Source organism: Agromyces molybdatiresistens (assembly GCF_052748445.2).
In genome coordinates this window covers 2,262,413-2,287,146 of sequence record NZ_CM188258.1, presented here as the reverse complement: position 1 = coordinate 2,287,146, position 24,734 = coordinate 2,262,413, and the positions used below count along the sequence as shown (strand labels likewise).

General features: G+C 72.8%; 25 protein-coding genes, 2 tRNA genes and 1 riboswitch. Of the genes, 20 read left to right on the top strand and 7 right to left on the bottom strand.

What is annotated here, in order from left to right; genetic code table 11:
• The first annotated feature begins 29 nt into the window (after window positions 1–29).
• The 16 genes from ACULK2_RS10595 (at window position 30) to ACULK2_RS10520 (ending at window position 16,718) form a co-directional block, all read left to right on the top strand.
• Window positions 30–1,265: a cysteine desulfurase family protein gene (locus ACULK2_RS10595; RefSeq protein ID WP_445967211.1), complete on the top strand. Its 1,236-nt coding sequence runs from the start codon at window positions 30–32 to the stop codon at window positions 1,263–1,265.
• Between the two features lie 70 nt (window positions 1,266–1,335).
• The gene (gene mnmA, locus ACULK2_RS10590; protein ID WP_445967210.1) at window positions 1,336–2,475 is read left to right on the top strand and encodes a tRNA 2-thiouridine(34) synthase MnmA; all 1,140 of its coding nucleotides are present in this window, start codon (window positions 1,336–1,338) and stop codon (window positions 2,473–2,475) included.
• Window positions 2,476–2,565: 90 nt separating this feature from the next.
• The gene (locus ACULK2_RS10585) at window positions 2,566–3,279 is read left to right on the top strand and encodes a hypothetical protein (RefSeq protein ID WP_445967209.1); all 714 of its coding nucleotides are present in this window, start codon (window positions 2,566–2,568) and stop codon (window positions 3,277–3,279) included.
• 190 nt (window positions 3,280–3,469) lie between these two features.
• Entirely contained in the window at window positions 3,470–4,258 is a 789-nt protein-coding gene (locus ACULK2_RS10580) for a hypothetical protein (protein ID WP_445967208.1), read from the top strand.
• Window positions 4,259–4,369: 111 nt separating this feature from the next.
• The gene (gene ligA, locus ACULK2_RS10575; protein WP_445967207.1) at window positions 4,370–6,712 is read left to right on the top strand and encodes an NAD-dependent DNA ligase LigA; all 2,343 of its coding nucleotides are present in this window, start codon (window positions 4,370–4,372) and stop codon (window positions 6,710–6,712) included.
• A gap of 80 nt (window positions 6,713–6,792) precedes the next feature.
• Entirely contained in the window at window positions 6,793–7,092 is a 300-nt protein-coding gene (gatC, locus tag ACULK2_RS10570) for an Asp-tRNA(Asn)/Glu-tRNA(Gln) amidotransferase subunit GatC (protein WP_445967206.1), read from the top strand.
• The gene (gatA, locus tag ACULK2_RS10565) at window positions 7,089–8,618 is read left to right on the top strand and encodes an Asp-tRNA(Asn)/Glu-tRNA(Gln) amidotransferase subunit GatA (protein ID WP_445967205.1); all 1,530 of its coding nucleotides are present in this window, start codon (window positions 7,089–7,091) and stop codon (window positions 8,616–8,618) included. Before gatC ends, gatA begins: the two co-directional genes overlap by 4 nt.
• Window positions 8,618–10,135, top strand: coding sequence for an Asp-tRNA(Asn)/Glu-tRNA(Gln) amidotransferase subunit GatB (gene gatB / locus ACULK2_RS10560; RefSeq protein WP_445967204.1), 1,518 nt, complete (start codon window positions 8,618–8,620; stop codon window positions 10,133–10,135). Before gatA ends, gatB begins: the two co-directional genes overlap by 1 nt.
• Before the next feature lie 119 nt (window positions 10,136–10,254).
• The gene (locus ACULK2_RS10555; RefSeq protein WP_445967203.1) at window positions 10,255–10,917 is read left to right on the top strand and encodes a hypothetical protein; all 663 of its coding nucleotides are present in this window, start codon (window positions 10,255–10,257) and stop codon (window positions 10,915–10,917) included.
• Window positions 10,918–10,951: 34 nt separating this feature from the next.
• Window positions 10,952–12,235: a DNA polymerase IV gene (locus tag ACULK2_RS10550; RefSeq protein ID WP_445967202.1), complete on the top strand. Its 1,284-nt coding sequence runs from the start codon at window positions 10,952–10,954 to the stop codon at window positions 12,233–12,235.
• A 79-nt stretch (window positions 12,236–12,314) separates the two neighbouring features.
• Window positions 12,315–12,659: a hypothetical protein gene (locus ACULK2_RS10545; RefSeq protein ID WP_445967201.1), complete on the top strand. Its 345-nt coding sequence runs from the start codon at window positions 12,315–12,317 to the stop codon at window positions 12,657–12,659.
• Between the two features lie 99 nt (window positions 12,660–12,758).
• Window positions 12,759–12,869, top strand: a riboswitch (TPP riboswitch).
• A 36-nt stretch (window positions 12,870–12,905) separates the two neighbouring features.
• Window positions 12,906–13,559 (top strand): ECF transporter S component, encoded by a 654-nt coding sequence (locus ACULK2_RS10540; RefSeq protein ID WP_445967200.1) that lies wholly within the window; start codon window positions 12,906–12,908, stop codon window positions 13,557–13,559.
• A gap of 2 nt (window positions 13,560–13,561) precedes the next feature.
• A complete protein-coding gene (locus ACULK2_RS10535) occupies window positions 13,562–15,073 on the top strand; it encodes an ABC transporter ATP-binding protein (RefSeq protein ID WP_445967199.1) in 1,512 nt (503 codons plus the stop codon).
• On the top strand, window positions 15,070–15,867 hold the full coding sequence (locus tag ACULK2_RS10530; RefSeq protein ID WP_445967198.1) for an energy-coupling factor transporter transmembrane component T family protein: 798 nt from the start codon (window positions 15,070–15,072) through the stop codon (window positions 15,865–15,867). Before ACULK2_RS10535 ends, ACULK2_RS10530 begins: the two co-directional genes overlap by 4 nt.
• Window positions 15,864–16,424: a nucleoside/nucleotide kinase family protein gene (locus tag ACULK2_RS10525; protein ID WP_445967197.1), complete on the top strand. Its 561-nt coding sequence runs from the start codon at window positions 15,864–15,866 to the stop codon at window positions 16,422–16,424. Before ACULK2_RS10530 ends, ACULK2_RS10525 begins: the two co-directional genes overlap by 4 nt.
• Window positions 16,425–16,472: 48 nt before the next feature.
• Window positions 16,473–16,718 carry a hypothetical protein gene (locus ACULK2_RS10520; RefSeq protein ID WP_445967196.1) on the top strand — a complete coding sequence of 82 codons (246 nt, stop codon included), beginning with the start codon at window positions 16,473–16,475 and terminating at the stop codon, window positions 16,716–16,718.
• A gap of 48 nt (window positions 16,719–16,766) precedes the next feature.
• On the opposite strand, the gene ACULK2_RS10515 is transcribed toward ACULK2_RS10520, so the two are convergent.
• The 4 genes from ACULK2_RS10515 to orn all read right to left on the bottom strand — a co-directional run bounded on the left by ACULK2_RS10515 (window position 16,767) and on the right by orn (window position 19,172).
• Window positions 16,767–18,017 (bottom strand): D-alanyl-D-alanine carboxypeptidase family protein, encoded by a 1,251-nt coding sequence (locus ACULK2_RS10515; protein WP_445967195.1) that lies wholly within the window; start codon window positions 18,015–18,017, stop codon window positions 16,767–16,769.
• 25 nt (window positions 18,018–18,042) lie between these two features.
• Window positions 18,043–18,390 (bottom strand): metallopeptidase family protein, encoded by a 348-nt coding sequence (locus ACULK2_RS10510; protein ID WP_445967194.1) that lies wholly within the window; start codon window positions 18,388–18,390, stop codon window positions 18,043–18,045.
• A 24-nt stretch (window positions 18,391–18,414) separates the two neighbouring features.
• Window positions 18,415–18,490, bottom strand: a tRNA-His gene (locus tag ACULK2_RS10505).
• A 40-nt stretch (window positions 18,491–18,530) separates the two neighbouring features.
• A complete protein-coding gene (orn, locus tag ACULK2_RS10500) occupies window positions 18,531–19,172 on the bottom strand; it encodes an oligoribonuclease (protein ID WP_445967193.1) in 642 nt (213 codons plus the stop codon).
• Window positions 19,173–19,260: 88 nt separating this feature from the next.
• On the opposite strand from orn, the gene ACULK2_RS10495 reads away from it, so the two are divergent.
• Window positions 19,261–19,333: transfer RNA gene (locus ACULK2_RS10495), tRNA-Arg, on the top strand.
• On the opposite strand, the gene ACULK2_RS10490 is transcribed toward ACULK2_RS10495, so the two are convergent.
• Window positions 19,295–20,539 (bottom strand): cation:proton antiporter, encoded by a 1,245-nt coding sequence (locus tag ACULK2_RS10490; RefSeq protein WP_445967585.1) that lies wholly within the window; start codon window positions 20,537–20,539, stop codon window positions 19,295–19,297. The genes ACULK2_RS10495 and ACULK2_RS10490 overlap by 39 nt on opposite strands.
• 64 nt (window positions 20,540–20,603) lie before the next feature.
• Between ACULK2_RS10490 and nadE the strand changes: the two genes are divergently transcribed.
• Window positions 20,604–21,428: an NAD(+) synthase gene (nadE, locus tag ACULK2_RS10485; protein ID WP_445967192.1), complete on the top strand. Its 825-nt coding sequence runs from the start codon at window positions 20,604–20,606 to the stop codon at window positions 21,426–21,428.
• 87 nt (window positions 21,429–21,515) lie between these two features.
• Here nadE and ACULK2_RS10480 read toward each other — a convergent pair whose 3' ends face one another.
• Together ACULK2_RS10480 and ACULK2_RS10475 are read right to left on the bottom strand one after the other, a co-directional pair.
• Window positions 21,516–22,211, bottom strand: coding sequence for a cation:proton antiporter (locus ACULK2_RS10480; RefSeq protein ID WP_445967191.1), 696 nt, complete (start codon window positions 22,209–22,211; stop codon window positions 21,516–21,518).
• Window positions 22,212–22,311: 100 nt separating this feature from the next.
• A complete protein-coding gene (locus ACULK2_RS10475; RefSeq protein WP_445967190.1) occupies window positions 22,312–23,319 on the bottom strand; it encodes an aldo/keto reductase in 1,008 nt (335 codons plus the stop codon).
• Between the two features lie 17 nt (window positions 23,320–23,336).
• On the opposite strand from ACULK2_RS10475, the gene msrA reads away from it, so the two are divergent.
• Together msrA and ssb are read left to right on the top strand one after the other, a co-directional pair.
• Window positions 23,337–23,864: a peptide-methionine (S)-S-oxide reductase MsrA gene (gene msrA / locus ACULK2_RS10470; RefSeq protein WP_445967189.1), complete on the top strand. Its 528-nt coding sequence runs from the start codon at window positions 23,337–23,339 to the stop codon at window positions 23,862–23,864.
• Between the two features lie 177 nt (window positions 23,865–24,041).
• Window positions 24,042–24,617 (top strand): single-stranded DNA-binding protein, encoded by a 576-nt coding sequence (gene ssb, locus ACULK2_RS10465; protein WP_445967188.1) that lies wholly within the window; start codon window positions 24,042–24,044, stop codon window positions 24,615–24,617.
• Window positions 24,618–24,734: the final 117 nt, after the last annotated feature.

Below are 24,734 nucleotides of genomic sequence, written 5' to 3'. Positions count from 1 at the left end.
GGAACCGGTTCCCGGTCAGGAGGTGCTCGATGCCCCGCCCCGAACCCGTCTACCTCGACCACGCCGCAACGACGCCGCTCCGCCCCGAGGCGATCGACGCGATCACGCACGCGCTGCGCCTCGTCGGCAACCCCGCGTCGATCCACAGTGCGGGCCAGCACGCCAAGCGCCTGCTCGAGGAGGCGCGAGAGCAGGTCGCCGCGACGCTCGGCGCCGACCCCATCGAGGTCGTCTTCACGGGCAGCGGCACCGAGGCCGTGAACCTCGCGGTCAAGGGGCTCTTCTGGCGACGGCGCGCCGAGGCGTCCGCCCGCCGCATCCTGCTGCCCGGCGGGGAGCACCACGCCACGCTCGACACGGTCGAGTGGCTCGCGGGCATGGAAGGCGCCGAGGTCGTCGAGGTGCCGCTCGACGGGGTGGGACGGCTGCGGGTCGACGCGCTCGCCGCCGAGCTCGCGCGGGACGCGGCATCCGTCGCCCTCGTCACGATGCTCTGGGCGAACAACGAGGTCGGGACGATCGAGCCCGTGCGAGAGGTCGCCGAACTCTGCGCGCGGGCGGGAGTGCCCCTCCACGTCGACGCGATCGCCGCCTACGGGCATGTGCCCGTCGACCTGCGCGCGGTGCGCCGCGACACGGCGGCCCCCGCGGGCGCCGGCCTCGTGGCGATCAGCGTGTCGGCGCACAAGGTCGGGGGACCGGTCGGCATCGGCGCGCTCGTGCTCGACCGATCGACCCGCATCGAGCCGCTGCTGCACGGCGGCGGCCAGCAGCGTCGCATCCGCTCGGGCACCCAGGATGTCGCGGCGGCGGCCGGATTCGCCGCGGCCGCGCGCGCGACGGCCGAGCGGTCCGTCGCCGAGGACGAGCGGATGTCGCGCCTGCGCGACCGGCTCGTGGCAGGGGTCGCGGCGTCCGTGCCGGTCGCCCGCCTCTCGGGCGACCCCGACCCCGCAGGGCGGCTGCCGGGCAACGCGCACTTCTCGTTCGCCGGGTGCGAGGGCGACTCGCTGCTGTTCCTGCTCGACGCCTCGGGCGTCGCCGTCTCGACCGGATCGGCGTGCCAGGCCGGTGTGCCGGAACCGTCGCACGTGCTCCTCGCGATAGGACGCACCGAGGCCGAGGCGCGCGGCGCCCTCCGCATCACGCTCGGCTGGACGACGACCGACGCCGACGTCGATGCGTTCCTCGAGGCGCTCCCGGCGGCGGTCGAGCGCGCGAGCCGGGCCGGCATGGCCGCCCGCCTCACCGCCTTCGACCGCTGACCGGGGAGCCGGGACCGGGGGATCGGGGGATCCAGCGAGGGCGCAGGGACGGGTTCGTAGACTGGGGGGCATGCGAGTCCTGGCAGCGATGAGCGGCGGCGTCGACAGCGCCGTCGCGGCCGCGCGCGCCGTCGAGGCCGGCCACGACGTCGTCGGCGTCCACCTCGCGCTCAGCCGCATGCCCGGCACGCTCCGCACCGGCAGCCGCGGCTGCTGCACCATCGAGGACTCGATGGATGCCCAGCGCGCCGCGAACGTCCTCGGCATCCCGTACTACGTGTGGGACTTCTCCGAGCGGTTCAAGGCCGATGTCGTCGACGACTTCATCGCCGAGTACGCCGCCGGACGCACCCCGAACCCGTGCATGCGCTGCAACGAGCGCATCAAGTTCGCGGCGCTGCTCGAGAAGGCGCTCGCGCTCGGCTTCGACGCCGTCGCGACGGGGCACTACGCGAAGATCACGACGGATGCCGCGGGCCGCCGCGAGCTGCACCGCGCGAGCGCGGAGGCGAAGGACCAGTCGTACGTCCTCGGCGTGCTCACGGCCGAGCAGCTCGCGCACGCGTACTTCCCGCTCGGCGACACGCCCTCCAAGCAGCTCGTCCGCGAGGAGGCCGCGCGCCGCGGCCTGTCGGTCGCGCAGAAGCCCGACTCGTACGACATCTGCTTCATCTCCGACGGCGACACCAGGGGTTGGCTCGCCGAGAAGGTCGGAACCGCGCCGGGCGACATCGTCGACCGGTCGGGAGCCGTCGTCGGCGCGCACGAGGGCGCGCACGCGTACACCGTGGGCCAGCGTCGCGGGCTCCGGCTCGGGACCCCGGCGGACGACGGCAAGCCGCGATTCGTGCTCGAGGTCCGCCCGAAGGAGCGGACCGTGGTCGTCGGCCCGAAGGAGGCGCTCGCCGTCGCGCAGGTCGCCGGATCGCGGTTCTCGTGGGCGGGCGCCGACCCCGTGGCATCCGGTCTCGTCGTCGCCGACGGCGACGCCTTCGACTGCGAGGTGCAGATCCGCGCGCACGCCGATCCGGTTCCGGCGGTCGCGAGCGTGAGGACGGATGGCTCCGGCCGAGCCGAGCTCGTGATCACGCCGCGAAGCCCCCTCGACGGCGTCGCGCCGGGGCAGACCGCGGTCGTCTACGTCGGCACCCGAGTGCTCGGCCAGTGCACGATCGACCGCACGATCAGCGCGGTCCCCGTCGGGGCCTAGGCAGAATCTGTCCCCCATTCGGGGGCCGGATCGCGTAAGGTGCCCTAGGTGGCGTCGCGTCCCCCCGGCGACGCCGCGTGAGGAGCTCCCGTGACGTACTCGCACTCGCTGTATCCCGACCCCGCACGCGATCCCGCGGATCCGTTCCGGAACCTCGACCCGGCACCCGTCACCGGGTCGACGGTCGTCATCGACCCCGGGCCGGGCGGCTACGACGCCGTCGAGCCGCCGCCCGTCACCTTCGAGGAGGTCGCGGAGCGCCAGCGCGAGGCGTTCGGCGGTCCGAAGATCGGCGCGGCCTTCTTCGGCGTACTGGTCGCCGCGGCGACGGGATCCCTGCTCGCGGCGGCGCTCGTCCTCGCGGACGCGACGCTCGGCCTCGCGGTGATACCGGACCCGTGGGCCTCGGGCGGCGTCGGCCCGCTCGATTCGACTGCGGTCGGTTGGGTGGTCGTCGGCGTGCTCGTCGCGATCGTGCTGGTCGCCGCCTACTGCGGCGGCTACGTGGCGGGGCGGATGGCGCGATTCAGCGGCATCGCGCAGGGGCTCGCCGTGTGGGTGTGGGCGATCGTCCTCGCGGTCGCCGGAGGGATCGGCATCGCGCTCCTGGATGGCCGGTACGACCTCCTGGTGCACGTCGCGGGCGCCCGGCCGAGTGTTCCCGTCCCGGAGGACGCCCTGATGGTCGTCGGCGTCTCCGCCGCCGTCGCCGTCGCCGTCGTCGCGCTGGGTGGTGCCCTCCTGGGCGGGGTCGTCGGGGTCCGGTACCACCGACGCGTCGACCGCGTCGGAGTCGACGACTAGCCCGAGTCGCCCCGTCGGCCGGCGGGGCCCATGCGCCCCTGCTGGGCGCCCGCTGGATGTTCCCTGCATGCTGCGAGCGCACGCGCGCCCGGTTTGTCAAGGCCCCCGCACGCGCCGTCGTCCGCGCGTAGGGTCTCAGACGCGCCGGCAGGGCTCCGCCCACGGCGACGACCAGAGAGGGGACCACATCATGAGCACCTCCACAGACCGTCCCGGGCACGATCCGAATCGCGATCCGCGCACCCGGACGACACCCACGGACAGGTCGGTCGACGCCGACGGCGACGGCGTCAGAGACGACCGCGAGGTCGTCGACCGCGATCGCGACGGCGTCCGAGACGATCGAGAGGTCGTCGACCGCGACGGCCGCGTCGTGCACGACGACCGACCGGTGGTGGCCGATCCCGCGATGCGGGCGGCCATGCTCGACCGTGAGCGCGAGCGCTTCGGGGGCATGAAGTTCGGTACGGCCTTCTTCGGGTGGCTGACCGCAGTCGGCGTGGCCGTGCTGCTCACCACGCTCCTCGCCGCGACGGGCGCCGCGCTCGGACTCGGCACCCTCGGAGAGGGCCTCGACGAGGCGGCGGCCGAGAACGCGGGCACGATCGGCATCGTCGGCGCCATCGTGCTCCTCGTCATCCTGTTCGTCGCCTACTTCGCGGGCGGCTACGTCGCAGGCCGGATGGCTCGCTTCAACGGCCTCAAGCAGGGACTCGCCGTCTGGCTCTGGGCGATCGTCGTGGCCGTCGTCGGCGCGGTCATCGCCGCGATCGCGGGCGCCCAGTACGACGTGCTCGCGAACCTCAACGCCTTCCCGCGCATCCCGGTGACGGAGGGGGAGCTGACCATCGCCGGTGTCGCGACGCTCGTGCTGGTGATCGCCGCGAGCCTCGGCGGAGCCGTGCTCGGCGGCAAGGCGGGGACCCGGTACCACCGTCGGGTCGACGCGGTCGGCTTCGGCACCGAGCCCGTCCGGTGACGGCCGACCGGGTGCGCGGAGTTCCGCGCACCCGGTCCGTCCCAGGAGGTCGGCGCCCGGTGGCGCCGGCCTCCCGCACGGGACCGCCCGACGTCGGAGGGCGCTCATAGGATGACTCTCGTGACCGACATCCCCACCGAGTTCGACGATGCCCGGAGCGAGTCCGAGGCGCTCCGCGAGCGCATCGAACGGTACCGACGGACGTACTACTCGGAGGGCGTGAGCCTCGTCAGCGACGCCGAGTACGACGCCGACTTCCATCGCCTCGAAGCGATCGAGCGCGCCTTCCCCGAGCTCGCTGGGCAGGACAGCCCCACCCAGCAGGTCGGCGCAGCGCTGGTGTCGGTCGGGTTCCCGTCGCACGAGCATGCCGAGCGCATGCTGAGCCTCGACAACGTCTTCAGCCTCGACGAGTTCGCCGAATGGGCCGCGAAGGCGCAGGCGGCCGCCGGGCGCCGCGTGCGCTGGCTCTCCGAGCTCAAGATCGACGGCCTGGCGATCAGCCTCGCCTACCGCGACGGTGTGCTCGAGACCGCGACGACGCGGGGCGACGGCCGCGTGGGCGAGGACATCACCGAGAACGTCGAGTTCATCCCCGCGATCCCCCGGAGGCTCGAGGGCGAGGGGTTCCCGCCGTTCTTCGAGGTCCGCGGCGAGGTCTTCCTCCGCTCCGAGGACTTCGAGGCGCTGAATGCCCGGCAGCACGCGCTGCAGGCCGAGTTCGCCGCAGAGCAGCGCGCCAGGGGCCGGGCCGACGACGCGATCCCGACCCGGTTCGCGGAGTTCGCGAACGCCCGGAACACCGCGGCGGGCAGCCTCCGGCAGCGACGCGAGAACAAGTCCGCGCTGCAGCTCGAACTCATGCGGGAGCGGCTCGGCCGACTCGCGCTGTACCTGCACGGCATCGGCGCGTGGGAGGATCCGCCCGTGACGAGCCAATCCGAGATCTACGGACTGCTCGCCGGCTGGGGGCTGCCCGTTTCGCCGCACTCGCGCGTGTTCGACACGATCGACGAGGTCACCGCGTTCATCGCCGACCGCGGCGAGCACCGCCACGACGTCGAGCACGAGATCGACGGCATCGTCGTGAAGATCGACGAGCTCGCGCTGCACGACGAGCTCGGCGCCACCAGCCGCGCGCCGCGCTGGGCGATCGCCTACAAGTACCCGCCGGAGGAGGTGCACACCAAGCTCCTCGACATCCGCGTCGGCGTCGGGCGCACGGGCCGGGCGACGCCGTACGCCGTCATGGCGCCCGTCAAGGTCCAGGGCAGCACGGTCGAGCAGGCCACGCTCCACAATCAGGAGGTCGTGAAGGCGAAGGGCGTCCTCATCGGCGACACGGTGGTGCTCCGCAAGGCGGGCGACGTGATCCCCGAGATCCTCGGGGCCGTGGAGGAGCTGCGCGACGGCAGCGAGCGCGAATGGCACATGCCCGAGCGCTGCCCCGAATGCGGCACGCCGCTCCGCCCGGCGAAGGAGGGCGACATCGATCTCCGCTGCCCGAACGCGCGCAGTTGCCCGGCGCAGGTCCGCGGCCGCGTCGAGCACATCGGCTCGCGCGGCGCCCTCGACATCGAGGCCCTCGGCGAGGTGACCGCCGCGGCGCTCACGCAGCCGTACGTCCCCGCGACGCCCCCGCTCGTGACGGAGGCGGGGTTGTTCGACCTCTCCGTCGACGAGCTCGTGCCGATCGAGGTCGTGGTCCGCGATGCGGAGACCGGCGAACCGCGCACCGACCCGGTGACCGGCGAGGAGGTGCGACGGGCGCCCTTCCAGAAGGTGCGGATCACCTACCCTCCGGGTGCCGAGCAGATGACGCCCGCCGAGCGCCGGGCGGCGGGCATCCGCAAGGACCACCGGGAGCTCCTGCCCTCCGAAGCGGCGACGAAGCTCGTCGCCGAGCTCGAGAAGGCGAAGACCAAGCCGCTCTGGCGCATCCTCGTCTCACTCAACATCCGTCACGTCGGGCCCGTGGCGGCGCGAGCTCTGGCCGATCACTTCGGCTCGCTCGACGCGATCCGCTCCGCGAGTCGCGAAGAGCTCGCCGAGGTCGAGGGCGTCGGCGGCATCATCGCCGACTCGCTCCTCGAGTGGTTCGGGGTCGACTGGCACCGCGAGATCGTCGAGCGGTGGGAGGCTGCCGGCGTGCAGTTCGCGACGGCCGGGCACCCGGGGCCGGGGAGGGCCGCCGACGCGGGGGGCGTGCTCGCCGGACTGACCGTGGTCGCCACCGGCAGCCTCGACGGATTCACTCGCGACGGCGCGCAGGAGGCGATCATCGCGGCCGGGGGGAAGGCGGCGTCGAGCGTCTCGAAGAAGACCGATTTCGTCGCGGCGGGTCCCGGCGCCGGCTCGAAGCTCGCCAAGGCGGAGGAACTCGGCGTCCGGATCATCGATGCGGCGCAGTTCGCGATCCTCGTGACGCAGGGGCCGGCAGCACTCGATGCGTGACCGGCCCGCCGGGCGGCGTCGGCCGCATCGGCCCGCCTCGATAGAATCGCTGCATCCCCATTCCCGGACGACGGAGCAGCATGTCTGAAATCAGCGCCGAGCAGGTCGCGCATCTCGCGAACCTCGCCCGCATCGCGCTCACCGAGGAAGAGATCGAGCACCTCACGACGGAGCTCGGCCAGATCATGCACGCGGTCGAGAAGGTGAGCGAGGTGGCCACGCCCGACGTGGTGCCCACCAGCCACCCGATCCCGCTGCACAACCCGCTTCGGGAGGACGTGCCGGCCGACGTGCTGAGCGTCGAGCAGGTGCTCTCGGGAGCGCCCGAGCACGACGGCACCCGATTCGTGGTCTCGGCGATCCTGGGGGAGGAGCAGTGAGCGAGCTGATCCGGCTGAGCGCCGCCGACCTCGCCGCGAAGCTCGCCTCCGGCGAGGTCTCGTCCGTCGAGGCGACCACCGCCCACCTCGACCGCATCGCGGCCGTCGACGGCGCCGTGCACGCGTTCCTCCACGTGAACGCCGCGGCGCTCGAGACCGCGGCCGAGGTCGACCGCCGCCGGGCGGCCGGCGAGGAGCTCGGCCCGCTCGCGGGCGTGCCGATCGCGATCAAGGACGTGCTCGTCACGACGGGCATGCCGTCGACGTCGGGCTCGCGCATCCTCGAGGGCTGGATCCCGCCGTACGACGCGACGCCCGTGCGCAAGGTCCGCGAGGCCGGCATGGTGCCGCTGGGCAAGACCAACATGGACGAGTTCGCGATGGGCTCGTCGACCGAGCACTCCGCCTACGGCCCCACGCACAACCCGTGGGACCTCGAGCGCATCCCCGGCGGCTCGGGCGGCGGCTCCGCCGCCGCCGTCGCGGCCTTCGAGGCGCCGCTCGCGCTCGGCAGCGACACGGGCGGCTCGATCCGGCAGCCCGCGCACGTGACCGGCACGGTCGGCACGAAGCCGACCTACGGCGGCGTCAGCCGCTACGGCTCGATCGCGCTCGCCTCGTCGCTCGACCAGGTCGGCCCGGTCAGCCGCACGGTGCTCGACGCGGCCCTGCTGCACGACGTCATCGCCGGGCACGACCCGCACGACCAGACCTCGATCCCCGACCCCTGGCCGTCGATGGCCGCGGCGGTGCGCCGAGCGGATGTGTCCGGCCTCCGCATCGGCGTCGTGAAGGAACTCGACTCCGACGGGTTCCAGGCGGGCGTCCGAGGGCGATTCCACGAGTCGCTCGAGCTGCTCGCTGCGAACGGCGCAGAGATCGTCGAGGTGAGCGCCCCGAACTTCGAGTACGCGATCGCCGCGTACTACCTGATCCTGCCCGCCGAGGCGTCCTCGAACCTCGCGAAGTTCGACTCGGTGCGCTTCGGCCTCCGGGTCGTCCCCGAGGGCGGCGGCACGGTCGAGGAGGTCATGGCCGCCACGCGCGAGGCGGGCTTCGGGCCCGAGGTCAAGCGCCGCATCATCCTCGGCACCTACGCCCTGTCGGCCGGCTACTACGACGCGTACTACGGCAGCGCCCAGAAGGTGCGCACGCTCGTCCAGCAGGACTTCGACGCCGCGTTCGCGAAGGTCGACGTGCTCGCCACGCCCACCGCGCCGACCACGGCGTTCAAGCTCGGCGAGAAGCTCCACGACCCGCTGTCGATGTACCTCAACGATGTCGCCACGATCCCCGCGAACCTCGCGGGCGTGCCCGGCATCTCGGTCCCGGCCGGCCTCGCACCGGAGGACGGCCTGCCCGTCGGCATCCAGTTCCTCGCGCCCGCCCGTGAGGACGCGCGCCTCTACAACGTCGGCGGCGCCCTCGAAGCGCTCCTCGTCGAGCGCTGGGGCGGTCCGCTGCTCGCCCAGGCGCCCGACCTGTCCACCCACGAACTCAAGGCGACCGAGGAGGGCGTGGTCTGATGGCGCGCGCGGCACTGATGGACTTCGACGAGGCCCTCGAGCGCTTCGAGCCGGTGATCGGCCTCGAGGTTCACGTCGAACTCAACACGAGGACCAAGATGTTCTCGTCGGCGCCGAACCCGGCGAACGACGCGTTCCACGGCGCCGAGCCGAACACGCTCGTCGCGCCCGTCGACATGGGCCTGCCCGGCTCGCTCCCCGCCGTGAACGGCACCGCCGTGCGCTCCTCGATCTCGCTCGGGCTCGCGCTCGGCTGCTCGATCGCGCCGTCGAGCCGGTTCGCGCGGAAGAACTACTTCTACCCCGACCTCGGCAAGAACTACCAGATCTCCCAGTACGACGAGCCCATCGCGTTCGAGGGCTCGGTCGAGGTCGAGCTCGAGAACGGCCGCACGTTCGAGGTCGCGATCGAGCGCGCCCACATGGAGGAGGACGCCGGCAAGCTCACGCACGTGGGCTCGACGGGCCGCATCCACGGCGCCGAGTACTCGCTCGTCGACTACAACCGTGCGGGGGTGCCCCTCGTCGAAATCGTGACCAAGCCGATCGCGGGTGCGGGGGCGGATGCTCCGGCCCTCGCTCGCGCCTACGTGGCCACGATCCGCGACATCGTGCTCTCGCTGGGCATCTCCGAGGCGCGCATGGAGCGCGGCAACCTGCGTTGCGACGCGAACGTGTCCCTCCGCCCGAAGGGCCAGGAGAAATTCGGCACGCGCACCGAGACGAAGAACGTCAACTCGATGCGCTCGGTCGAGCGCGCGGTCCGGTACGAGATCCAGCGCCAGGCGGCGATCCTCGCCGACGGCGGCACGATCACGCAGGAGACGCGGCACTGGCACGAGGACACGGGGACCACGAGCCCGGGCCGTCCGAAGTCCGACGCCGACGATTACCGCTACTTCCCGGAGCCCGACCTCCTCCCGGTCGAGCCCGACCCGGCCGTCATCGAGGAGCTGCGCGCCGCGCTGCCCGAGCCGCCCGCCGCGCGCCGTCGGCGCCTGAAGGCCGAGTGGGGCTTCACCGACCTCGAGTTCCAGGATGTCGCCAACGGCGGCCTGCTGAACGAGGTCGCCGCGACGATCGCCGCGGGTGCGAGCCCGGCCGCCGCCAAGAAGTGGTGGACCGGCGAGCTGACCCGCATCGCGAATGCGCAGGGCGCGGATGCCGCGGGCCTCGCCGAGCCGGCGCACGTGGCCGAGCTCGCGGCGCTCGTCGAGGAGGGCGTCCTCACCGACCGGCTCGCCCGTCAGGTGCTCGAGGGCGTCATCGCCGGCGAGGGTTCGCCGCGCGAGATCGTCGACGCACGCGGCCTCGCGGTCGTCTCCGACGACGGCGCGCTCATCGCCGCGATCGACGAGGCGCTTGCGGCACAACCCGACGTGCTCGCCAAGATCCGCGACGGCAAGGTCCAGGCCGCCGGCGCGGTCATCGGCGCGGTCATGAAGGCCATGCAGGGCAAGGCCGACGCGGCGCGTGTGCGCGAGCTCGTGCTCGAGCGCGCGGCCGCCGGAAGCTAACCCACCCCGGTCGACGGATGCCGCGGCACGCGTGGTCGCGCCGCGGCATCCGTCGTCTCACAGCCCGTTCTTGGCGTGCGTCAGTAGCCTGAACCTCCCCGAACCTTTGCGAGGACACCATGGGATTCCTGGACCGACTCTTCGGCGGCGGTGACGACCGCGCGGCACGACCCGCCCAGCCGGCACCGCCCGCGCCGCAGGCGCGGCGTCTCAGCGAGGACGAGCTCGCGATCGAGCGCTACCGCTACCTGCTGCGCACCGCGCCTCCCGAGTCGATCGAGGCGGTGCACGCCGAGGCGTTCGCGAAGCTCACGCCCGAGCAGCGGCAGCAGGTGTTCCGTTCGCTCGCCGAGCAGGCGCCCGAGGGCGAGCGGCTCGTCTCCGACGACCCGCAGGCGCTCGCGCGTGCGGCGACGCGGCAGGAGCTGCGGCAGCCCGGCTCGATGGAGCGGGCGTTCGCGGGAGCGTCCGGCGCCGCCGGTGCACCCGGTGTGCGGCAGGGGCCGTCGTTCGGATCGATGGTCGGCGGGTCGCTGCTCGGCACCGTCGCCGGCGTGGTCATCGGCTCGGCCATCGCGCAGGCGTTCCTGCCCGACCCGTCGGCGTTCGAGGCCTCGGGCGCGACCGACGGCGGTGCGGACGGCGCCGACTCGGGTGCCGATGCCGGAGCCGACGCGGGCTCGGTCGACGCGGCGGGCGCCGGGGACGCCGGCGGCGATTGGGGCGGCTTCGGCGGCGGCGACTTCGGCGGCGGCGGCGACTTCGGCGACTTCGGGTTCTGATCCGGGTGTCGGCGGCGGGCGCTAGGGTCGCTCCGTGAGCAAGCAGGACGGCTCGTCGCGCCAGGTCACGACCGGGCCCGTCGACGACTCCGCGACGCCGATCCTGCACGTCGACATGGATGCGTTCTTCGTGTCCGTCGAGCTGCTGCGGCGGCCCGAGCTGCGCGGCAAGCCGGTGCTCGTCGGCGGCACCGCCGGCCGTGGGGTCGTGGCCGCCGCGAGCTACGAGGCCAGGCGGTTCGGCGTGAACTCGGCGATGCCGATGTCGATCGCCCTCCAGCGGTGTCCGAACGCGATCGTGCTGCGCGGCGACTACCGGCGGTACTCCGAATACTCGGAGCGGGTCATGACGATCTTCCGCGAGCTCACCCCGCTCGTCGAGCCGCTGTCGATCGACGAGGCCTTCCTCGACGTCTCCGGCGCGCGCCGGCTGCACGGCAGCCCCGCCGAGATCGCGTGGACCATCCGCCGCCGCGTGCACGAGGAGACCGGCCTGACGTGCTCGGTCGGCGTCGCCGCGAGCAAGTACGTCGCGAAGGTCGCCTCGTCGCGCGCGAAGCCCGACGGCATGCTCGTCGTGCCCGCGGCCGAGACCACCGCGTTCCTGCATCCGCTGCCCGTCTCGGCGCTCTGGGGCGTGGGCCGCGTGACCGAGCAGTCGCTCCTGAAGCTCGGCCTCCGCACGGTCGGCGACGTGGCGGAGATGCCCGAGGAGGCACTGACCCGCGCGGTCGGGCCCGCCCTCGCGGCGCGTCTCTCGCGACTCGCCGACGGCGTCGACCCGCGCGACGTCGAGACGCGGCGGATCGAGAAGAGCATCGGTCATGAGACGACGTTCCACCACGACCTCGTCGCGCACGACGAGATCGCGCGCGAGCTGCTCCGGCTGGCGAACGACGTGGGCGTGCGCCTCCGCCAGGCGGGCATGCTCGCCCGCACGGTGACGCTGAAGCTCCGGTACGGCGACTTCACGACGGTCACGCGGTCGCGCACGCTCGCCGAGCCGACGGACGTCGCCCGCCGCATCTACGAGGAGGCGCTCGTGCCGCTCGGCGACCTCGTGGGCGACGGGCGCCGCGTGCGGCTCATCGGCGTGCGGGCCGAGCATCTGCGCCACGCCGGCGACGGCGCCCCGCTGTGGGATCCCGACGAGGAGTGGCGTGACGCCGAGCGCACGATCGACGAGGTGGCCAGGCGGTTCGGGCGCGGCGCCGTTCGCCCGGCGGCGCTCGTGCGTCCCGCGGCCGAGTCGGCGGCCCCGACCGTGCGCGACGCCGGCGAGGAGGAGCCGCCTCCCGGGCCGCGATCGTTCTGGTGACCGCGGCGCCCGCGCGCCCGCGCCCTTGGCATGCGTCAATGCCCTTCCGACCGCCCCGCCACGCGGGTACCGTGGCGGCATGGCTGATTTCGTGCTCGAACTCGCAGACAGGGTCGCCGGCGTCGGCGTCCGCACCTCCTACGCCGACAAGGTCGAGATCGGCGGTGCCGAGGTCCTGCCGGTCGCGCTCGGCGCCTACGGCTTCGGCGGCGGCGCCGGCAGCGGCACCGACAGCTCCGACCAGCAGGGCGAGGGCTCCGGAGGCGGCGGCGGCGGCTGGTCGGTGCCGCTCGGCGCCTACGTCGGCCGCGGCGGCGACGTCCGGTTCGAGCCGAACGTGCTGGGCCTGCTCATCGTGTCGATCCCGCTCGTCGTGGTCACGGGCAAGGCGCTGCGGATGGTGATCCGCGCGCTGAAGAAGTAGTCGCAGGCCGTCGCGCCCGCACCGCGGCATCCGCTTGCCGTCACGCTCCGTCACCGGGTGGCGGGCGTGCCGACGCGGGTGCGCGACGCGCGTATACTCGTGGGCGAACACGGGAGTCCGGTGAGCCGGGCTGAGAGGAAGGTTCTCCAACCTTCGACCGTCGAACCTGATCTGGGTCATGCCAGCGCAGGGAGGGCATCCGATCTCAATCCCGTGCCGCTTTCCTCGAGACGAAAGGGCACGACAGTGCACGAGACATCCACCGACCAGACCCCCACGGCCGGCACGAAGGGCGAGCGCGAGTCCGCCGCGACCCGCAGCACCCGCTGGCGGGTCGTCGACATCGTGGTCGCGAGCGTGATCGGCGTCGCGACAGGGCTGGTCTTCCTCATCTGGAACAACGTCGGCTACGCGTGGTTCAGCGCCGCCGACGCGCTCACGCCCGGCCTCGGCGGCGTCGCGGTGGGCATCTGGCTCATCGGCGGCGTGCTCGGCGGGCTCATCATCCGCAAGCCCGGCGCGGCGCTCTTCGTCGAGCTCCTCGCCGCGATCGTGTCGGCGCTGATCGGCAACCAGTGGGGCATCGAGACGATCTACTCGGGCCTCGCGCAGGGACTCGGGGCCGAACTGGTCTTCCTCGCGACGGGGTACCGGCGCTTCGGCGTCGTGACCGCGATGCTCGCGGGCGCGGCGGCCGGTGCAGCTGCGTGGACCCTCGAACTGTTCCTGTCCGGCAACCTGCAGAAGTCGGCCGAGTTCCTGGCGCTGTACTTCGGCACGGTCGTGGTGTCCGGCGCGATCCTCGCGGGCCTGCTGGGCTGGATCGTGGTCCGCGCGCTCGCGGCGACCGGCGCGCTCAACCGATTCGGCGCCGGGCGGGACGTGACCGGACGGGTCTGAGCATGGACCGGGCTTCGCACGCCGCCGTTCCCGCCCGTGTGGACGCCACCGGATGGGGCTGGCGGCATGCCGGCCGCCGTCGGGCGGCGTTGCAGGGCATCGACCTCCGCATCCACCCGGGCGAGCGGGTGCTGCTGCTCGGCCCGTCCGGGTCGGGCAAGTCGACGCTGCTGCATGCCCTCGCAGGCGTGCTCGGCGGCGACGACGAGGGTGAGCACCACGGACGGCTCCTGCTGGACGGGCATCCACCAGCCGAGGCGCGCGGGCGCGCCGGCCTCGTCCTGCAGGACCCCGACTCGCAGGTGATCCTCGCGCGCGTGGGCGACGATGTCGCCTTCGGCTGCGAGAACCTCGGCATCCCGCGCGACGAGATCTGGCCGCGCGTGCGCGAGGCGGTCGACGCGGTCGGGCTGGACCTGCCGCTCGATCACCCGACGTCGCGACTGTCGGGCGGTCAGAAGCAGCGGATGGCGCTCGCGGGCGCGATCGCGATGCGCCCTGGCCTGCTCCTGCTCGACGAGCCGACGGCGAACCTCGACCCACGCGGCGTGGTCGAGGTGCGCGAGGCCGTCGCCCGGGTGCTCGCCCGGACGGGCGCGACGCTCGTGGTCGTGGAGCACCGCGTGGACGTCTGGCTCGATCTCGTCGACCGGGTCGTGGTGCTCGGGGCCGACGGCCGGTTGCTCGCCGACGGTCCGCCGTCGTCCGTGCTCGACGAGCGGCGCGAGTCGCTCGCCGCAGCCGGCGTCTGGGTTCCGGGCGTCCCGCTCGAGGTGCCCGACGCGACGGATGCCGCCGTGCCGGGCGCCGGCCCCGCGATCTCGACCGAGGCGCTCGCGATCGGTCGGCCGCGGAGCGCCGTGCTGCACGAGGGGCTCGACCTCGTCGTGTCCGCGGCGAGTTCCACCGTCCTCACCGGGCCCAACGGCGCGGGGAAGTCGACGCTCGCGCTGACGCTCGGCGGGCTGCTCGCGCCGCGCGCCGGGGGCGTGATCGCCGCGCCCTCGCTCGCGCGGGGGCGCGGCGATGCCCCGGTCCGCTGGCGTTCGCGCGACCTGCTCACCCGGATCGGAACGGTCTTCCAGGAGCCCGAGCACCAGTTCGTGGCGACGACCGTGCGCGACGAGGTCGCAGTCGCACCGCGCGCGCTCGGCCTCGCGGCGACGGAGGTCGACGCACGCGTGGACGAGGTGCTCCACCGCCTCCGACTCGACCATCTCGCCGCGGCCAACCCGTTCACGCTCTCGGGCGGCGAGGCGCGGCGGCTCACCGTCGGAGCGGTGCTCGCGACGCGCCCGAGCGCGGTGATCCTCGACGAGCCGACCTTCGGCCAGGACCGACTGGGATGGGTCGAGCTCGTGCGGCTCCTGCACGAGCTGGTTCGCGAGGGCACGACGCTCCTGTCGGTGACGCACGACGCGGCATTCATCGCCTCGCTCGGCGCGCACCGCATCGCGCTCGACGTCGGCACGCCGCTCGACGCCGCCACCACGACTCGGGGCGGTCGGGCATGAGCACGATCGAGATCGCCGACGCGTCCGCAGGCCCCGCGCTGGGGTTCGTCGACCGCGTGAACCCGGCGACCCGGCTCGCCGCCGCGATGGTGCTGACGACGCCGCTGCTGCTCACCGTCGACTGGGTGAGCGCCGCGATCGCGCTCGGCATCCAGCTCGTGCTGTTCGCGCTGGCCGGCGTCACCCCGCGCCTCCTCGTCCGGCGCACGTGGCCGATCCTCGTCGCCGCGCCGCTCGCCGGCATGAGCATGCTGCTCTACGGGCGGCCGTCGGGCACGGTGTACTGGGAGTTCTGGCTCGCCGAGATCACCGACGGATCGATCCAGCTCGCGATCGCCGTGACGCTGCGCGTGCTCGCCATCGGGCTGCCGGCCGCGCTGCTGTTCCTGCGCGTCGACCCGACCGACCTGGCCGACGGCCTCGCGCAGGTGTGGCGGCTGCCCGCGCGGTTCGTGCTCGGTGCGCTCGCCGCGACGCGCCTCGTCGGGCTCTTCGTCGAGGACTGGCGCGCGATGGCGCTCGCCCGCCGGGCGCGCGGCATCGGCGACCACGGCGCGGTCCGCCGTGCGGCGACCATGGGGTTCGCACTGCTCGTCCTCGCGATCCGGCGGGGATCCAAGCTCGCGACTGCGATGGAGGCGCGCGGGTTCGGCGCCGACATCCCGCGGACCTGGGCGCGACCCTCGCGCGTCGGTGCGCGCGACGCGGTGCTGGTCGTGATCGCGGCCGCGATCGCGGCGACGGCGATCGCGGGTGCGGTCTGGGCGGGCACCTACCACCCGGTGTGGGTGTGAACGCCGACCGCGCGCGCACCCTCCGCCCCGCCGTGGAGGCCGTCCTGCGCGCGGCGCGCGCGCGGCGGCATCCGCTCGTGCTCGTCGATGGCCCGAGCGGCGCCGGCAAGAGCACGTTCGCGGCCGCGCTCGTCGCGGCGTGGCCGGGACGCCCGCCCGCGCTCGTCCGCGTCGACGCGGCGATCCCCGGATGGCGCGGCCTCCGGCGCGGCGCGGCCGCCCTCGGCCCGCGCCTCGTCCACCCGCACGTGTCCGGCCGCGTCGGTGCCCTCGACCGGTGGGACTGGAACGCCGACCGACCCGGCGGGACCGAGCGGCGCCCGCCCGGCCGGGCCCTCGTGCTCGAGGGCTGCGGCGCGTTCCTCGCGGGGGCGGCCGCACCGGGCGTCATCCGGGTGTGGCTCGACGCTCCGTACGCCACCCGCCGGGATCGGGCGCTCGAACGGGATGCCGGCGGCTTCGACGACTTCTGGGCGGAGTGGGAGTCGGACTGGCGACGGTACCGGCGCCAGTCCGATGCGGACCGGGCTGCGGCCGTGACCGTGCGACTCGCCTGATCCGCGCAGGTGCTGCGCGGCGGACCCGGTCGGGTCTACGCTCGGCACATGGCTGATGCGACGTATGTGGCGGAGTTCATCGACGGTCCGTTGGAGGGCGACTTCGAGCAGCGGGCCCTGGTGCGCGGCCGGCCGGAGGAGCGGGTCGGCATGGTCGCCGCCGTCGACGGTCTCGAATCCCTCTTCTGGTACGACGCGATCGATCAGCGGGACGTCGGCGGGCAGCTGCGCGTCCGCTTCCGCTTCGACGCCACGGACTCCGACCCGGTCGAGTCCGACGAGGAGAACGACTGAGCCGCTCGCCGATGACGTGAGACGACCGGCCGGCGCTCGGCCGTCGACTCAGGCATCGTCGTCGAGGAACGCCCCGATCAGTTCACCCGGATGGGTGAGGCGCCAGATCGGTCCAGGGTCCGAGATCGCCGAATCGAGCTCGAGCGAAGAACTGACCTCGCGCTCGCCGATCACGACCGTGACCGTCCCGACCTGACGGCCGGCCGGTGCGGTGGTGAACGGCTCCACGTCCACCCTCGCGTCCTCCGCGACCGCTCCGAGCGCGGCATCCGTCCGCCCCGCGGTCGCGACGAGCCGCGCGGTGTCGCCCCACGCCGAACGGACCTCGCCGTAGCCGGCGCCGGCGACGATGACCTCGATCGGATCGGAGGCGGCCTGCATGGCCTCGACGGCGCCGAGCACGGCCGGATCCAGCGTGTCGTAGTCGTCGACGCCCGTCATCGCGCCCACCATCGTGCGCCGATCGTCGCCCGACGCGAGCTCGGCCGTCCACACGAACGTGATCGCCGCCTGATCGGTGAAGCTCCGGCTGATCGCGCGGATGCCGTCGCCGCCCAGGTGGGCGATCGCGTCGGGGATCCGGCGGTCGTCGGTCGACGTCGGCGAGTCGGCGTCACCCTCGAGCATCGTGGAGAGCGTCGGTTCCGCGAGCACCATCGCCGCGAGCTGCGTGAGCTCGGCGGCCGTTCCCACGTTGTCGCCGGAGAGTCCGGTGGCGTCCACGACCCTGGTCGACGTGAGCCCCTGCTCCTCGAGCCATTCGTTCGCGGTCGAGACGTAGGCGTCGACGCTGCCGAAGGCCCAGCGGGCGAGGGTGTCGGCGTGATTGTTGCTCGAGCCGAGGAACACGGCCTGCACGACGTCCCGCTCGGTCCACGAATCACCCGGCGACACCTGCACCGTGCGCGAGCCCTCGCCCGAGTAGCGGAGGTAGTCCGTGTAGTCCTCGGCCCCGATCCGGATCGACGGCCCGTCGTCGTCGGTCGCGAGCGGCAGCGAGTCGAGCACCACGAGCACCGTGACGAGCTTCGCTGCACCGCCGATGGGGGAAGGCTCGTCGTCGGCGGATGCCGCGACGCCGACCGCCTCGCCGTCGTCGCCGATGAACGCGACCGCCGAGGCGTCCTCGACGGGCAGCGCCACCGACGTGGTCGCCGGTGCGGCGGACTGCGCGGCGTCGACCTGGACCTGGACGTCGGGGAGCGGACCCAGGAGCATGGCCGGACCGTAGACGCCGATGCCGAGGATCGCGAGCGCGCCGACGGCGATGCCGACGACGCGTCCGGGGGAGGGACTCATGCGAATCAGGCTAGCGCGGCGGAGGTCACGCCCAGCCCAGCTCGTGCAGCCGGTCGTCGTCGATGCCGTAGAAATGCGCGATCTCGTGGACGAGGGTGACGTGGATCTCGTCCCGGAGCGCCTCCTCGGTCTCGGCGATCGCGAGCAGCGGTTCCCGGTAGAGCACGATGCGGTCGGGCATCTCGCCGAATCCGTATCGGTCGCGTTCGGTCAGTGACACGCCCTCGTAGAGTCCGAGGAGGTCGAGCGATCCGTCCTCAGGTCGGTCCTCGACCACGAACACGATGTTCTCGAGGCCCTCGACCATGTCGTCGGGCAGCTCGTCGAGTTCATCGACGACGAGCCGTTCGAAGGCCTCGGCGTCGAGTTCCACGAACAGCTCCGATCTGGAGGCGATTGGGGTGAGTAACGGGGCTTGAACCCGCGACCTCCTGGACCACAACCAGGCGCTCTACCGACTGAGCTATACCCACCATGTTCCGGCTCGTTCCCACGAGCGGCAACCCTACGAGATTACACCACGTTCGAGGTGGTCGCGGACACCGCGGAGCCCTCGGCCGACACCTCGGCGGCGATCGCCTGGAGTTCCTGGCTCGTCGGACCGGGGTCGGTCACGAAGACCGCCCGCCGGTAGTACTGGAGTTCGCGGATGGACTCCAGGATGTCGGCGAGCGCACGGTGGCCGCCGTCCTTCGCGGGCGCGTTGAAGTACGCGCGTGGGTACCAGCGCTTCGCGAGTTCCTTGATCGAGGAGACGTCGACGTTGCGGTAGTGCAGGTGCGCGTCGAGGCGCGGCATGAACCGGCTGATGAACGCGCGATCGGTGCCGATCGAGTTGCCGGCGAGCGGCGCCTTCTGCTCGTCGGGGACGTGCTTCAGCACGTACTCGAGGACCTGGTACTCCGCATCGGCGAGCGAGACGCCGTTCGGGATCTCCTCGATGAGACCCGACTGGGTGTGCATCGCCCGCACGAAGTCGCCCATGGACTCGAGCGCGCTCGCGTCGGGCTTGATCACGATGTCGAGGCCTTCGTCGACCGGCTGCAGGTCGTAGTCGGTGATGACGACGGCGATCTCGACCAGCTCGTCGACCTCGAGGTCGAGCCCGGTCATCTCGCAGTCGATCCAGACCAGTCGGTCGCTCGAGGAAGCCATGCGGGGATTCTATCGCCGGGCGCCGACACGTCGCGGCGCCCGCGGCCCGGGAGCCCGGATGGAGCCTGAGGTATCGTGGTGGCGATCGGCCCTCGTAGCTCAGCGGATAGAGCAGGAGCCTTCTAATCTCTTGGTCGCAGGTTCGATTCCTGCCGAGGGCGCCGTGACCCGTGTCGCACGGTGGCGATCGCTGCGAGCGGGAAGAGCAGGAGCGAGAGCAGGCCCGCGCCCACGAGCGCCGATGCCGTCCCCGCGTCCATGTCGCCGGCCTCGACGCCGATCGTCGTGACCGCCACGATGATCGGCAGGCCCGTCGCCCCGAAGAGTCCCGTCGAGATCCGCTCGGGCAGGGTGGAACCCGGCGGCGCGAGCAGCGCCGAGGGGATGCCGCGCACGACGAGCAGCAGGATCGTGAAGAGCGGGAGCAGTGCGAGCGTCCGTGCGTCCGCGGCGAGCGCCTCGAGGTCGAACGTGACGCCCGTGTAGATGAAGAAGACCGGCACGAAGACGCCGAACCCGATCCCGTCGAGCTTGACCTCGATCGTGCGCCGATCCTGTTCCGGGGCGCCCGCGAGGAGGAGCCGCGCGATGACGCCCGCCGCGAACGCGCCGAGCAGCATGTCGAGTTCGAGCACGATCGACAGGCCGACGAGCGCCAGCAGCACGAAGATGACGAGGCGGATCGCGAACTGCCCGCTGGTGTGCAGCGTCGCGGCGATCGCCGCGTGCAGCCGGCGACCGTCGCCCTTCGAGGCCCGCCAGATCGCGAGTCCCGTGATCAGCGCGAAGGCGAGCAGGACGATCGTGGCGTGCAGCGGCGTGCGCCCGGAGAGGAACACGGAGATCGCGATCAGCGGCAGGAACTCGCCCGCGGCGCCGATCGCGAGGATCGACACCCCGAACGGCGTGCGGAGCATGCCCGCGTCGCGCAGGATCGGCAGGAGTGCGCCGAGCGCGGTCGAGGTCAACGCGATCCCGATGAACACCGCGCCCGCGTCCGGCTCGACCAACCACCCGGCGGCGAGGCCGAGCACGAGGGAGATCCCCCACCCGAGGCTCGCGCGCGTGAGCGGGCCGCCGCGGATCTTCTCGAAGTCGATCTCCTGTCCGGCGAGGAAGAAGAGCATCGCGAGCCCGAAGTCGGAGAGCAGCTCGATGAACGGGTCGGGCCGGACCCAGCCGAGCGCCGACGGCCCGAGCACGATCCCCAGCACGATCTCGAAGATGACGACGGGGATGGCGATCCACCGGCCGAACGTGCGGGTGGCCAGTGGAGCGAGCGCCGCGATCGCCGGGATGAGCACCAGTGTGGGTACGTCGACGTGCACGCGGGCCCCCTTCGTCGTGGGAATGGTATCCGACGGCATTCCCCGTCCGGCGAGCGGTCGGATGCGTCATCCGCTCGTCACACGCGTGTCGTATCGTCGTGGCATGCGCGACCTCCAGGCACGGATCATCGAAGAACTGCACGTCGAAGCCTCAATCGACCCGGCCGACCAGGTCCGTCGTCGCGTGGACTTCCTGAAGGCCTACCTCGCCGCCTCCGGCGCGAACGGCCTGGTCCTCGGCATCAGCGGCGGGCAGGACTCCTCGCTCGCGGGACGGCTGTGCCAGCTCGCCGTCGAGGAGCTCGAGGCCGACGGCCGGACGGCCAGGTTCATCGCCGTGCGGCTGCCGTACGGGGTGCAGCGCGATGCGGCCGATGCCGAGCTCGCGCTCGGGTTCATCCGCCCGTCCGAGGTCGTCGAGTTCGACGTCAGGGGCGGCGTCGACGGGCTCGCCCACGAGTTCGAGGCCGCCGTCGGTGGGCCGATCAGCGACTTCGGCAAGGGCAACGTGAAGGCGCGCATGCGCATGGTCGCGCAGTACGCACTGGCGGGCGAGGGCGGCCTGCTCGTCGTCGGCACCGATCATGCGGCCGAGGCGGTCACGGGGTTCTTCACCAAGTTCGGCGACGGCGGCGCCGACCTGCTGCCCCTCTCGGGGCTCACCAAGCGGCAGGGTCGGGCGATCCTCGAGCACCTCGGCGCACCCGAGCGGCTGTACCTGAAGACCCCGACCGCCGACCTGCTCGACCACGATCCCGGCCAGTCCGACGAGGCGAACCTGGGGCTGAGCTACCGCGACATCGACGACTTCCTCGAGGGCCGCGAGATCGACGACCTCGCTGCCGAGCAGATCGAGGCGCGCTTCCTGCAGACGCGCCACAAGCGGGCCGAGCCGGTCACGATGTTCGACACGTGGTGGCGCGACTAGCGGTGCCTGTCCCGGTCGCCTGACGCGATCGCGTGAGGACCTCGCCGGCGGGATCGTCGCAGGGCCGCGCGACGACGGGCGCGACGCTCAGTCGCGCTGCACGACCGCGCGACGGTCGGTGTCCGCGTCGGCCACCTCGTCGACCTCGGGGGAGGGGGCGGTCGAGGTCGAGGTCGCGACCGGCTGCGTCGCGGCATCCTCGACGAGCGGAGCCTGCGTGTAGCGCTCGTGGTGCTGCTCGGCGACCCACGAGTCCTGCTCGGCCGCGAGCTCCTGCGCCGGTTCGTCGCGCTGCAGGCGCCACCGCTCGAGATCGTTGCGGAAGTCGCGGCGCGTGCGCGACGGGTGCCGCTGCCACTCGAGCATCCGCTCGCGGAACTCGGCGACCGCGGGGTCGAGCTGGTAGCCGAACGTCGCCGAGGCGCGCTTGAGCTCGTGCAGCTGGTGCGCCGCCCAGTCGGCGGCGACATCCGCTCCGCGCAGCGGCAGCAGGCGCACCTGGATGTCGGCCTGCCCGACGGCGCGGTCCGCGAGCACCTGCTCCTGGGGAGTCAGCGAGTTCCACACGGATGCCTCCGTGGCGGCGTCGATGAGCGTCGCGATCGCGGCGTGGCGCAGCTCACGGTCGCGCTGCCGGATCAGCCCGTGCACCGCGCCCCGCGCGATCCACGCGGAGAGCAACCCGGACACGAGGACCGAGACGAAGACGACTCCGGCCGTGAAGAGCACGGGACGGGTCTCGTCCGAGAGAAGCCAGGCGACGAAGTCATTCCACCACTGCATGTGCGCAGGCTAGCGCCGGGTGGCCGTGCCGCCCCGGAGCCGGACCGGCGCGCCACGCGACCGCGGCCCCGTCGACGGATGCCGCGGCCGCGTCATCAGCTCAGCCCAGTGCGGTGCCGTCGGCGGCGTGCGGTTCGATCGCCGCGATCTCGTCATCGGTGAGGGGCGCCGCCTCGAGCGCGGCGACGTTCTGCTCGAGCTGCGCGACGCTCGACGCCCCGATGAGGGCGCTCGCGACCTGGGGCACCCGGAGCACCCAGGAGAGCGCGAGCTGGGCGAGCGACTGGCCGCGGTCGGCGGCGATGGCGTTCAGCGCGCGTGCGCGTGCCAGGTAGTCCTCGCTGATGCGCTCGGCCGGCAGGAAGTGGCTCGTCGCGGCGCGCGAGCCGGCGGGCACTTCGCCCGAGAGGTAGCGGTCGGTGAGCAGGCCCTGCGCGAGCGGCGAGAAGACGATGGCGGACGCCCCGACCTCGTCGAGCGCGGGGAAGAGGCCGTCCTCGATGTGCCGGTCGAACATCGAGTACCGCGGCTGGTGGATCGTGAGCGGCACCCCCTCGGCCGCGAGCGCCGCCGCGGCCGCGCGCGTCTGCTCGGGCGAGTAGTTCGAGATGCCCGCGTACAGCGCCTTGCCCTGCCGCACCGCGTGCGCGAGGGCGCCCATGGTCTCCTCGATCGGCGTCTCGGGATCGGGCCGGTGCGAGTAGAACACGTCGACGTACTCGAGCCCGAGGCGTGCGAGGCTCTGGTCGAGCGAGGCCAGCAGGTTCTTGCGCGAGCCCCATTCGCCGTAGGGGCCGTCCCACATGAGGTAGCCGGCCTTCGACGACACGATGAGCTCGTCGCGATAGGGCTTCAGGTCGGTCGCGAGCAGGCGGCCGAAGTTCTCCTCGGCGCTGCCGGGGGGCGGGCCGTAGTTGTTCGCGAGGTCGAAGTGCGTGACGCCGAGGTCGAACGCTCGGCGGACGATGGCGCGCTGCGTGTCGAGCGGACGGTCGTGGCCGAAGTTGTGCCAGAGGCCGAGCGAGAGGGCCGGCAGCTTCAGGCCGCTCCGCCCGATCCGGTTGTAGGTCATCTGGTCGTAGCGGTCGGGGGAGGCGACGAAGGTCATGCCGGTAGCCTAGGGCCGTGACTGAGCGCTTCGTCCTGGCCGGCGGCTGCTTCTGGTGCCTGGATGCCGTCTACCGCACGCTCCGCGGCGTGCACGACGTCGTCTCGGGATACACGGGCGGCTCGACGCCGGATCCGTCCTACGAACTCGTGTGCACCGGGGCGACCGGGCACGCCGAGGTCGTGCGCGTCGAGTTCGACCCCGAGGTGCTGCCGCGCGAGGTGGTGCTCGACGTGTTCTTCACGCTGCACGACCCGACGCAGCTGAACCGGCAGGGCGCCGACGTGGGCACACAGTACCGCTCGGCGATGTTCTTCGACGGAGAGGCGCAGCGCGAGCTCTTCGAGGCGGCGCGCACGCGCGCGGCCGACTGGTGGCCGGGCGAGGTCGTCACCGCGATCGAGCCGCTCGGCGAGTTCTTCGCGGCGGAGGAGTACCACCAGGACTTCTTCGCGAAGAACCCCGGCCAGGGCTACTGCCTGGCGGTCGCGCTGCCGAAGGTGAACAAGATCCGCCGGTCGTACGCGGACTACATCGTCGCCTGACCCCTCCTCACCAGCCGTCGGGTCGGACGCCGGCTCCACGGGCCGAGTCGGGGGTCGACGGATGCCGCGGTCGCGCAGCCACGCTGTGCGAAGCGGCATCCGGGGTCGTTCCGGCACGAGGGCCCCGGATGCCGCGAGCCGCCGATCCGCGGCGGCGTCGAGCCCTGAGGAGCACCCATGTCCGACCTCGTGACCATCACCGGCGTCATCGGCAGCGACCCGCGCCACAACGTCACGGCCACCGGCCTGCCGATCACCAACTTCCGGCTGGCCTCCACGCGCCGCATCTTCGACCGCGCCACCGGCGCCTGGAAGGACGGGGAGACCAACTGGTACACCGTCTCGTCGTTCCGCCAGCTGGCGCTCAACACCGCGCGCTCGCTCCGCAAGGGCGAGCGCGTCGTCGTCCACGGCCGGCTCCGCATCCGAGCGTGGGAGACCGCCGAGCGGTCGGGTACCGCGATCGAGATCGACGCCGACGCGATCGGCCACGACCTGTCGTGGGGCGTCGCCGTGTACTCGAGGACCACCGGCTCGCGACTGGTCGAGGCGGCCGGCGAGTCGGAATCGGAGGACGCGGAGCCGGCATCGTCCGCGGCAGGGGAGATCGGTCGCACCGAGGTGCCCGACTGGGCGGCTGGCGCCGACTGGTCGGTGCCGGACGGCGACGGCGGCGGGCAGGTCGCCTCCGATGACCCGCTCGACGGGGACGAAGCGGAGGACGCCGCCCTCGAGTCGACGGCGGCGAGCTGACCGTCGTGCAGCGCGAGTCCCACGGTCGGCCGATCGGGGATCCGGCGACCGCGGGACTCGGACCTCGTCCCCGGGACCGGCGACTGCGGGAGCCGGGGATCGCGTCGCTCGGGGATC

Bases quoted from the DNA above. Each gene is read 5' to 3' on its own strand.
- gatC (WP_445967206.1), top strand. From the start codon at position 6,793: ATGTCTGAAATCAGCGCCGAGCAGGTCGCGCATCTCGCGAACCTCGCC.
- nadE (WP_445967192.1), top strand. From the start codon at position 20,604: ATGCGCGACCTCCAGGCACGGATCATCGAAGAACTGCACGTCGAAGCC.
- ACULK2_RS10480 (WP_445967191.1), bottom strand. From the start codon at position 22,211: ATGCAGTGGTGGAATGACTTCGTCGCCTGGCTTCTCTCGGACGAGACC.
- mnmA (WP_445967210.1), top strand. From the start codon at position 1,336: ATGCGAGTCCTGGCAGCGATGAGCGGCGGCGTCGACAGCGCCGTCGCG.
- gatB (WP_445967204.1), top strand. From the start codon at position 8,618: ATGGCGCGCGCGGCACTGATGGACTTCGACGAGGCCCTCGAGCGCTTC.
- ACULK2_RS10490 (WP_445967585.1), bottom strand. From the start codon at position 20,539: ATGCCGTCGGATACCATTCCCACGACGAAGGGGGCCCGCGTGCACGTC.
- ACULK2_RS10515 (WP_445967195.1), bottom strand. From the start codon at position 18,017: ATGAGTCCCTCCCCCGGACGCGTCGTCGGCATCGCCGTCGGCGCGCTC.
- ACULK2_RS10580 (WP_445967208.1), top strand. From the start codon at position 3,470: ATGAGCACCTCCACAGACCGTCCCGGGCACGATCCGAATCGCGATCCG.
- ACULK2_RS10530 (WP_445967198.1), top strand. From the start codon at position 15,070: ATGAGCACGATCGAGATCGCCGACGCGTCCGCAGGCCCCGCGCTGGGG.
- ligA (WP_445967207.1), top strand. From the start codon at position 4,370: ATGACTCTCGTGACCGACATCCCCACCGAGTTCGACGATGCCCGGAGC.
- ACULK2_RS10545 (WP_445967201.1), top strand. From the start codon at position 12,315: ATGGCTGATTTCGTGCTCGAACTCGCAGACAGGGTCGCCGGCGTCGGC.
- ACULK2_RS10555 (WP_445967203.1), top strand. From the start codon at position 10,255: ATGGGATTCCTGGACCGACTCTTCGGCGGCGGTGACGACCGCGCGGCA.
- ACULK2_RS10535 (WP_445967199.1), top strand. From the start codon at position 13,562: ATGGACCGGGCTTCGCACGCCGCCGTTCCCGCCCGTGTGGACGCCACC.
- ACULK2_RS10595 (WP_445967211.1), top strand. From the start codon at position 30: ATGCCCCGCCCCGAACCCGTCTACCTCGACCACGCCGCAACGACGCCG.
- ACULK2_RS10475 (WP_445967190.1), bottom strand. From the start codon at position 23,319: ATGACCTTCGTCGCCTCCCCCGACCGCTACGACCAGATGACCTACAAC.
- ACULK2_RS10520 (WP_445967196.1), top strand. From the start codon at position 16,473: ATGGCTGATGCGACGTATGTGGCGGAGTTCATCGACGGTCCGTTGGAG.
- orn (WP_445967193.1), bottom strand. From the start codon at position 19,172: ATGGCTTCCTCGAGCGACCGACTGGTCTGGATCGACTGCGAGATGACC.
- ssb (WP_445967188.1), top strand. From the start codon at position 24,042: ATGTCCGACCTCGTGACCATCACCGGCGTCATCGGCAGCGACCCGCGC.